The organism is Rhodococcus sp. (in: high G+C Gram-positive bacteria) (assembly GCF_049299235.1).
In the GTDB taxonomy this organism is placed as follows: Bacteria; Actinomycetota; Actinomycetes; order Mycobacteriales; family Mycobacteriaceae; genus Rhodococcus.
Genome location: NZ_JBAQXC010000080.1, coordinates 1 through 8,092, shown reverse-complemented (window position 1 = coordinate 8,092; position 8,092 = coordinate 1). Strand labels below are relative to the sequence as shown.

General features: G+C 68.4%; 10 protein-coding genes and 2 pseudogenes. 1 reads left to right on the top strand and 11 read right to left on the bottom strand.

The window, feature by feature from the left end; genetic code table 11:
• From pepN to priA, 8 genes and pseudogenes are all read right to left on the bottom strand, one after another.
• Positions 1 to 1,899, bottom strand: a pseudogene (gene pepN / locus WAX14_RS04400) (aminopeptidase N); the annotation flags it as partial.
• Positions 1,900 to 1,933: 34 nt separating this feature from the next.
• Positions 1,934 to 2,113, bottom strand: coding sequence for a tautomerase family protein (locus WAX14_RS04395; protein ID WP_422626866.1), 180 nt, complete (start codon positions 2,111 to 2,113; stop codon positions 1,934 to 1,936).
• Between the two features lie 39 nt (positions 2,114 to 2,152).
• Positions 2,153 to 2,407, bottom strand: coding sequence for a type II toxin-antitoxin system RelE family toxin (locus WAX14_RS04390; protein WP_422626868.1), 255 nt, complete (start codon positions 2,405 to 2,407; stop codon positions 2,153 to 2,155).
• Between the two features lie 29 nt (positions 2,408 to 2,436).
• Positions 2,437 to 2,727: a type II toxin-antitoxin system Phd/YefM family antitoxin gene (locus WAX14_RS04385; RefSeq protein ID WP_422626867.1), complete on the bottom strand. Its 291-nt coding sequence runs from the start codon at positions 2,725 to 2,727 to the stop codon at positions 2,437 to 2,439.
• A 32-nt stretch (positions 2,728 to 2,759) separates the two neighbouring features.
• Positions 2,760 to 3,110 (bottom strand): phosphoribosyl-AMP cyclohydrolase, encoded by a 351-nt coding sequence (hisI, locus tag WAX14_RS04380; RefSeq protein ID WP_422626865.1) that lies wholly within the window; start codon positions 3,108 to 3,110, stop codon positions 2,760 to 2,762.
• Complete coding sequence (gene hisF, locus WAX14_RS04375; protein ID WP_422626864.1) at positions 3,107 to 3,880, bottom strand: imidazole glycerol phosphate synthase subunit HisF; 774 nt, start codon at positions 3,878 to 3,880, stop codon at positions 3,107 to 3,109. Before hisF ends, hisI begins: the two co-directional genes overlap by 4 nt.
• Entirely contained in the window at positions 3,877 to 4,704 is an 828-nt protein-coding gene (locus tag WAX14_RS04370) for an inositol monophosphatase family protein (protein ID WP_422626863.1), read from the bottom strand. The genes hisF and WAX14_RS04370 overlap by 4 nt, the downstream gene beginning before the upstream one ends.
• A 4-nt stretch (positions 4,705 to 4,708) precedes the next feature.
• A complete protein-coding gene (gene priA, locus WAX14_RS04365) occupies positions 4,709 to 5,443 on the bottom strand; it encodes a bifunctional 1-(5-phosphoribosyl)-5-((5-phosphoribosylamino)methylideneamino)imidazole-4-carboxamide isomerase/phosphoribosylanthranilate isomerase PriA (RefSeq protein ID WP_422626862.1) in 735 nt (244 codons plus the stop codon).
• A gap of 153 nt (positions 5,444 to 5,596) precedes the next feature.
• Between priA and WAX14_RS04360 the strand changes: the two genes are divergently transcribed.
• Entirely contained in the window at positions 5,597 to 6,865 is a 1,269-nt protein-coding gene (locus WAX14_RS04360; RefSeq protein ID WP_422626861.1) for a hemolysin family protein, read from the top strand.
• A gap of 18 nt (positions 6,866 to 6,883) precedes the next feature.
• Here WAX14_RS04360 and WAX14_RS04355 read toward each other — a convergent pair whose 3' ends face one another.
• The 3 genes and pseudogenes from WAX14_RS04355 to WAX14_RS04345 form a co-directional block, all read right to left on the bottom strand.
• On the bottom strand, positions 6,884 to 7,132 hold the full coding sequence (locus tag WAX14_RS04355; RefSeq protein WP_422626860.1) for a hypothetical protein: 249 nt from the start codon (positions 7,130 to 7,132) through the stop codon (positions 6,884 to 6,886).
• Positions 7,129 to 7,764: an imidazole glycerol phosphate synthase subunit HisH gene (gene hisH / locus WAX14_RS04350; RefSeq protein ID WP_422626859.1), complete on the bottom strand. Its 636-nt coding sequence runs from the start codon at positions 7,762 to 7,764 to the stop codon at positions 7,129 to 7,131. The genes WAX14_RS04355 and hisH overlap by 4 nt, the downstream gene beginning before the upstream one ends.
• A pseudogene (locus WAX14_RS04345) lies at positions 7,761 to 8,092 on the bottom strand (MFS transporter); the annotation flags it as partial. The pseudogene WAX14_RS04345 and the gene hisH, both read right to left, overlap by 4 nt.

Genomic DNA, 8,092 nt, shown 5'->3' with positions numbered 1-8,092 from the left:
GGCCAGTTGCGCGCCCGACCCGCCGTCCGCAGCGTGCAGTGCGGTCCAGCACGAGTCGAGCCACGCACGCCGGTACCCGGACCGTGCCACAGCGGGCAGGTAGTGCTCGATCGCGGCGGCAGCGTTGGCGTGCACGGCCGTGAGCAGCGCAAGATTCGATTCGGCCGGGGCGAAGCGCTGCGCCATCGTCACGTACCGGGTGGCGAGCAGTTCGGCATCGCGGGTGGCGTTCCACAGCGCCGACCACACGAGACCCCGGGCCAGCGGATCGGTGATCCGGTCGAGTGCGTCCTCGACGGTCGCGAGGGAGCGGGCGTCGAGCCGGACCTTCGCGTAGGTGAGGTCGTCGTCGTTGAGCAGCGTCAGCGGCGCATCCGCGAGGCCGATCGTGGTGCGGGGATGCTCGATGTCGACTTCGATGCGGTTGCGCCGCAACAGATTTCCGTTGTCATCGTAGTCGTACTGCCCGACGGCGAGGCAGTGCGGTCGCGGATCGGTCTGGACGATCTCGTAGCCACCGGCGGCGGCCGGTTCGAGGATGAGTGTGGACACGCCGGTGGTCTGCAGCCAGGCCCGCGCCCAGCCGGTCAGGTCGCGCCCGGAGGTCGCGGACAGTTCGGTGAGCAGGTCGTCGAGGGTGGTGTTGCCGAAGGCGTGGGCGCGGAAGTAGCGGCGGGCACCGTCGAAGAACGCGTCCCGGCCGACATAGGCGACGAGTTGTTTCAGGACGCTGGCGCCCTTGGCGTAGGTGATGCCGTCGAAGTTGAGTTTGGCGGCTTCGAGGTCGACGATGTCCGCGACCACCGGATGTGTAGTCGGCAACTGGTCCTGCAGGTACGCCCACGCTTTGCGTCGGTTCGCGAATGCCACCCACGCATCGGTGAACTCGGTGGCCTCGGCGCTGACGAGCGACCCCATGTAGTCGGCGAAGGATTCCTTGAGCCACAGGTCGTCCCACCATTTCATGGTGACCAGGTCGCCGAACCACATGTGCGCCATCTCGTGCAGGATCGTGTTCGCGCGGCCCTGATATTGGGCTTCGGTTGCCGCACCCCGGAAGACGTACGCCTCGGTGAACGTGACGCAGCCGGGGTTCTCCATCGCGCCGAGGTTGTATTCGGGGACGAACACCTGGTCGTATTTGCCCCACGGGTACGGGTAGCCGAAGTGCTCGGCGAAGAAGTCCAGGCCCTGCTTCGTGATCGCCACGATCGCATCCGCATCGAGGTAGGGCGCGAGCGATGCCCGGCACAACACCCCCAGGTCGACGGTGAGACCGTCTCTGCTCCAGGATGATTCGACTCGATGATACGGTCCGGCGACGACCGCGGTGATGTAGGTGGACATCGGTTCGGTCGGCGCGAACACTACCCGCTGCCCACCGGGCACCGATTCCCGCTCGGCGACGGCCTGATTCGACGCGACCTGCCATCCGTCGGGTGCGGACACATCGAAGGTGAACGGCGCCTTGAGGTCCGGCTGCTCGAAGCACACGAAGACGCGGCGCGCGTCGGCCGGTTCGTACTGGGTGTAGAGGTAGGTTTGCCCGTCGGCGGGGTCGACGAACCGGTGCAGGCCCTCCCCGGATCGGCTGTACTCCCCCGTCGCCGCGACCGTCACGACATTGTCCTCGGTCAGGCCGCTCAGCGCGATGCGTGCGCCGTCGTACACGACCACGACGGGTACGCCGTTGACGGTGACGGATTCGACGGACGCACCGAGGAAGTCGAGCCACGTCTCACCGTGCGCGGACGTGAATTAGATCGTGGTGGTGGTCGCGAAACCGGTGGTCGCCGGGTCCGGTGCACTTCGCAGGTCCAGTTCCACGCGGTAGGCGCGCACCCGGACGGCGTTCGCGCGGGTCGACGTCTCGGCTCGGGTCAGGTTCGCGGTGCTCACACGTCGATCCTGCCAGGTGCGCGGGGCCGTGCACTCAGCCGAGGGGAACCCCGCCGACACCCCAGTTCTCGCGCGGCACGTCGGTGAGGGTGACCCATACCGACGATTCGGATTTGCCGGAGGCTTCCGCATAGGCCTTGGTGACGGCGGCGATCACGGCGGCCTTCTGCTCGGTGGTGAGGCCCGGCGTCTGGCTGATCTGGATCAGTGGCATGCACGCAACTGTGCCACAACAATCGGAGCCGGGGTGATATCAGGACGGGGATCGATACGCATCGGCGCGATGGGAAATCGCGGTGACCTCGACCGTGCGGTCCACCTCGTCGATCAGATACAACACCCGGTACGCACCCCGGCGGGCGCTGAAAGCCGGTGCGAGCGGCGGACTCAACGGTTTGCCGACACGTCTCGGGTTGTCCAGAAGTGGACCGGTGACGAACTCGTACACCGCGGCGGCGACCTTCTCCGGCAACGATGTCGCCAGCGTCCTCGCGACCGACCGCGCCATCACCAACCGATACCGATCTTCCGGCGTGGTCACTCCTGGGACTGTCGGGCATCGCGCATCAACTGCGCCAGACCGAGCGCATCGACGACCTCCCCACCCTCGACCTCGGTCCGGCCGGCGAGGTGCGCCGACAGCAGGTCCGCATCCGACAACACCGCGATCGTCTCCCGCAACGCGTCGTAGTCGTCCGCGCCCAGCAGTACCGCGGCGCGGCGCCCGTTGCGGGTGATCTCGAACCGCTCGTGCGTGCGTTCGGCCTCGTCGACCAGTCTCGACAACTGCGCTCGAGCGTCGGCAACAGGAAGGGTAGCCATGTACAGAATTCTAGCCCGAATCGGTGAGTGACTCGCTCCTACTCCACCCCGAGCAGCACGTCGGTGTCGAAACACGTATGGGTACCGGTGTGGCAGGCGGCACCGACCTGGTCGACGACGAGCAGCACGGTGTCGCCGTCGCAGTCCAACCGCACCTCGTGCACGTACTGGGTGTGCCCGGAGGTCTCCCCCTTGACCCAGTAACTGTTGCGGGACCGCGAGAAGTAGGTGGCCTTGCGGGTGGCGAGGGTGCGGGCGAGCGCTTCGTCGTCCATCCACGCCATCATCAGCACGTCGCCGGTCGACTTCTCCTGCACGACCGCCGCGAACAGGCCGGCGTCGTTGTGTTTGAGCCGGGCGGCGATCCGCGGATCGAGAATGTTGGTCATCGCACGGTGATCCCTTCTGCCCGCATGGCGTCCTTGACCTGCGAGATCGTGAGTTCCCCGAAGTGGAACACGCTGGCGGCGAGCACCGCGTCGGCGCCGGCGTGCACGGCTGGCGCGAAATGTTCGACCGCGCCGGCGCCGCCGCTGGCGATGACCGGCACGGACACCGCGGCACGCACGGATCCGATCATCTTCAGGTCGAAACCGGCTTTGGTGCCGTCGGCGTCCATCGAGTTCAGCAGGATCTCCCCGACGCCGAGTTCCTCACCGCGACGCGCCCATTCGACGGCGTCGATGCCGGTACCGCGGCGACCACCGTGGGTGGTGACCTCCCAGCCGGACGGGGTGGGTTCCTGACCGCCCGGCACAGTGCGGGCGTCGACGGACAACACGATGCACTGGGCACCGAACCGCTGGGACATTTCGCGCAGCACCTCGGGGCGCGCGATCGCGGCAGTGTTGACGCTGACCTTGTCGGCGCCGGCACGCAGCAACCGGTCCACATCCTCGACGGTGCGCACCCCGCCACCGACGGTGAGTGGGATGAACACCTGCTCGGCGGTGCGGGTGACCACGTCGAGCATGGTGCCGCGGTCGCCGGTGGACGCGGTGACGTCGAGGAAGGTCAGTTCGTCGGCGCCCTGCGCGTCGTAGATGGCGGCCAGTTCGACCGGGTCGCCGGCGTCGCGCAGGTTCTCGAAATTGACGCCCTTGACGACGCGGCCGGCGTCGACGTCCAGGCACGGGATCACCCGAACTGCCAGGGTCATGGCTGTTGTTCTCCTTCGGGTCGGGAATCGGCCACCGATTCCAGTATGTCGAGTATTTCGTTGTGCACGCCGGGTGCGGCCGCGAGCACCGACCCGGAGCCGATCCGCCACGGTGCGCCGGTGAAGTCGGTGGCGATGCCACCGGCGGCGCGAACCAGGGCGACACCGGCCGCGTTGTCCCAGGGATGGTGCCCGAACACCACAGCACCGCCGAGGACCCCGGCGGCGGTGTAGGCGAGGTCGACCCCGGTGGAACCGTGCATCCGCAGCCGCGACACGCGGCGGCTCAACTCGGTGATGACCGCGAGCCGTCGCGTCCCGGGGACACGGCCGCGACTGTCGATGTCGAAGCTGCCGACGCCGACCATCGCATCGGCGAGCCGGCCGGCCTTCAACGGTTCGGCGGGTGCGCCGTTGTGCAGCAGCGGCCCACCGCGCGCAGCGGCGAAGTGTTCCCCGACCAACGGCAGCCACGTCAGCCCGAGCACCGGTTCGCCGTCGCACACGAGCGCGAGCAGAATCCCGGCGGTGGGCAGACCGACGGAATAGTTGACGGTGCCGTCGATGGGGTCGAGCAGCCACACGGTGCCCTCGGCAGCTCCGGGACCACCGTATTCCTCACCGTGCACCGCGATGCCGGTGCGGTCGGTGAGTTCACCGGCGATGCGCCGTTCGAGTTCCAGATCGAGTTCGGTCGCGAAGTCGTTGGGCCCCTTGTCGACCGAGCGGGGCGCGCCGCGACCGGAGACGAACCGATCCGCCGCGCCGTCGAGGATTTCGCTCGCGACCGCGAGCAGTCTCGACAGATCGGCGGTGTCGGTCATCGGTTCAGCGGGACACGGCGGCGAGCGCCTCGGCCAGGGTGAATCGTCCGGCGTAGAGCGCCTTGCCGACGATCGCCCCCTCCACACCGTCGGGCACCAGCGTCGCGATGGCCCGCAGGTCGTCGACGGTCGAGACACCGCCGGAAGCGATGACGGGTGCGTCGGTCACGTTGGCCACCTCGGTCAACAGGTCCAGGTTGGGGCCGGTGAGGGTGCCGTCCTTGGTGACGTCGGTGACGACGTAGCGGGAGCAGCCCTCCTGCTCGAGACGTTCGAGGGTTTCCCACAGGTCACCGCCGTCGGACACCCAGCCGCGACCGCGCAGGCGCCACTGGCCGTCGATGAGCTTGACGTCGAGACCGACGGCGATGCGGTCGCCGTACTCGGCGATAGCGCGCGCACACCACTGCGGGTTCTCGATGGCGGCGGTGCCCAGGTTGACGCGGGCGCACCCGGTCGCGAGGGCCGCGGCGAGCGTCTCGTCGTCGCGGATGCCACCGGACAGCTCGGCCTTGATGTCGAGTTCGCCGATGACGTCGGCGAGCAGTGCCCGGTTGTCGCCGCGCCCGAACGCGGCGTCGAGGTCGACGAGATGCACCCACTCGGCTCCGGCATGCTGCCATTCGAGGGCGGCGTCGCGCGGCGAACCGTAACCGGTTTCGCTGCCCGCCTCTCCCTGAACGAGGCGAACTGCTTCACCGTTGACGACGTCGACTGCAGGCAAAAGGACCAGGCTCACGGCGCCCACATTAGTGCCTGGGGTCCCGTACTCGGAAAACGCGGACAGCGGCGGCGTTCAGCATGCGAACCCGGGTACCGCCCGGAACCCCGCCGTCCTGTTCGTCCCTCTTGCCTACACTGGTGCCCACCGGTGATGTGAAGGGACCGGACCATGACCACCGATACCGTCGTCAATCTGGTCCTGGTCGTGGTGTTCATCCTGATCGGCGGGGTGTTCGCCGCCGCCGAAATCGCCCTGGTGTCCCTGCGGGAGAGCCGACTCCGGGAACTGTCGCGGCGCAGCAGCCGCGGCCGGCGCACCGCTGCCCTCGCCCGCGACCCGAACCGGTTTCTGGCCGCGGTGCAGATCGGCGTGACCGTCGCCGGATTCTTCTCCGCCGCCTACGGCGCATCCACGCTCGCCCCTGACCTGGCGCCGACGCTCCAGACCTGGGGCCTGGCCGACAGCGCTGCCCACGCGGTGGCGTTGATCGCGACAACTCTGGTCATCGCCTACCTGTCCCTGGTACTCGGAGAGTTGGTACCCAAACGGATCGCACTGCAACGGGCCACCGGGGTGTCGCTGGCCGCCGGACCCGCACTGGATCGATTCGCCACCGTCATGCGTCCGGTCATCTGGTTGCTGTCGGTGTCGACCAATGCCCTCGTCCGTCTGCTCGGCGGCGACCCGTCCCGCGCGAACGAGGAAGTCACCCGCGACGAACTGCGCGAGATGCTGACCGGCCACGAATCGCTGCCGGAGGACGAACGCAGTGTGCTCACCGAGGTGTTCGACGCCGGATCACGATCCCTGGCGGAAGTGATGAGGCCTCGCACCGAGGTTCGTTTCCTCGCCGCCGACGTGCCCATCGCCGAGGCGCGCACAGTCGCGCTGGCCGAGGCGCACAGCCGCTACCCGGTGACAGCAGGCACCGTCGACCACATCATCGGCTTCGCGCATCTGCGCGATCTGATGCTCGCCGATCCGGCGACCGGAACCGGGACGGTCGAGGACGCATGCCGTCCCATCCTCTCCCTGCCCGGATCGAAACCCGCCTTGGCCGCACTGACCGTCATGCGCCGCGCGAACACACAGATCGCGGTCGTCGTCGACGAATACGGCGGTACCGACGGCATCGTCACGATCGAGGACATCGTGGAAGAGATCGTCGGTGAAATCGGCAACGAGTTCGATCCCGAGTTCGAACCCGAACCGGACCACCGACAGATCGACGGTGGCCTCCACGTCCATGACTTCACCCGCATCACCGGCATCGCGCTACCCGACGGACCATACGACACCGTCGCCGGTTATGTCCTGCACCGGATTCAGCGGATCCCGCGGGTCGGCGATTCCGTCGAGGTGGACGGTCACCGGCTCACCGTCCGTGAACTCGACGGGCACCGCATCGCCCGGCTACGCCTGGCGCACCGCCCCTGATCCCTCCGGGGATCGCGGTCAGTCGGGGTGGCGGGGGCCGTAGACGCGGCGCGTCAGCCGCGTCGACACGAACCCCATCACGGCGATGGCGCAGGCGATGCCGACGAGCACGATGATCAACCCGACGACCGGACCCGGCTCCAGGGTGATCATCAGCGCGGTGACGACGGCCAGCACCGCGGTTGCCGACCCGACGACCGCAAGTGCCAGCTTCCCCAGCGGCAGATCAGCGCGAGGATCGCCGCCGCGACCGCCCGCTCCGGTCACAGGTTGCCCACCCAGTTGCGCAACAGGACCGCACCGGCGTCCCCGGATTTCTCGGGGTGGAACTGTGTCGCCGACAGCGGGCCGTTCTCCACGGCGGCAAGGAACTTCACGCCGTGTTCGGCCCAGGTGAGCTTCGGTGGGGCGATGCGTTCGGGTTCCGGCAGTTCCCACGCCTGTGCGGCGTACGAGTGCACGAAGTAGAAGCGGGTGTCGGCGTCGAGACCGGCGAACAGCACCGAATCGGCGGGGGCCTGCACGGTGTTCCAGCCCATGTGCGGCAGGACCGGTGCGTCCAGGCGCGCGACGGTGCCCGGCCATTCGCCGCACCCGTCGGTTTCGACGCCGTGTTCGACGCCCCGCTCGAACAGCACCTGCATTCCGACGCAGATGCCGAGGACGGGGCGTCCCCCGGCGAGGCGGGTTCCGATGATCTTCTCGCCGCCGACCTCGCGCAATCCCCGCATGCACGCGTCGAACGCGCCGACACCGGGTACAACGAGACCGTCCGCGGCGAGCGCGACCTTGTGGTCCGAGGTGACCTCGACGTTCGCTCCGGTCCGGGCCAGGGCCCGGGCGGCGGAATGCAGGTTGCCGGAACCGTAGTCGAGAAGGGCCACGTTCTTTGCGCTCATGGGTTCGATTCTATGGGTCGTGGTTTCGGGTCGGACGGCCCGGCGAACCGGGCGAGCAGAGGCAGGATCGGGACGAGCACCGCGGCGACGACGAACGCCGCCGGATAGCCCATCGAGGTGGCGAGCGTGCCGAGGAGCAGCGCCCCGATGCCGGTCCCGGCGTCGAAACCGACATTCCATGCCGCGCTGGCCGATCCGATGTGGCCCGAACCGGCGCGACGGAACGCGACGAGCAGCGCCTCGTTCTGCACGATGCCGAATCCGAAACCGAAACACATCGCCGCGCCGATCAGCACCGTCGCACCGGCGCGGCCGTCGGCGACGAGCG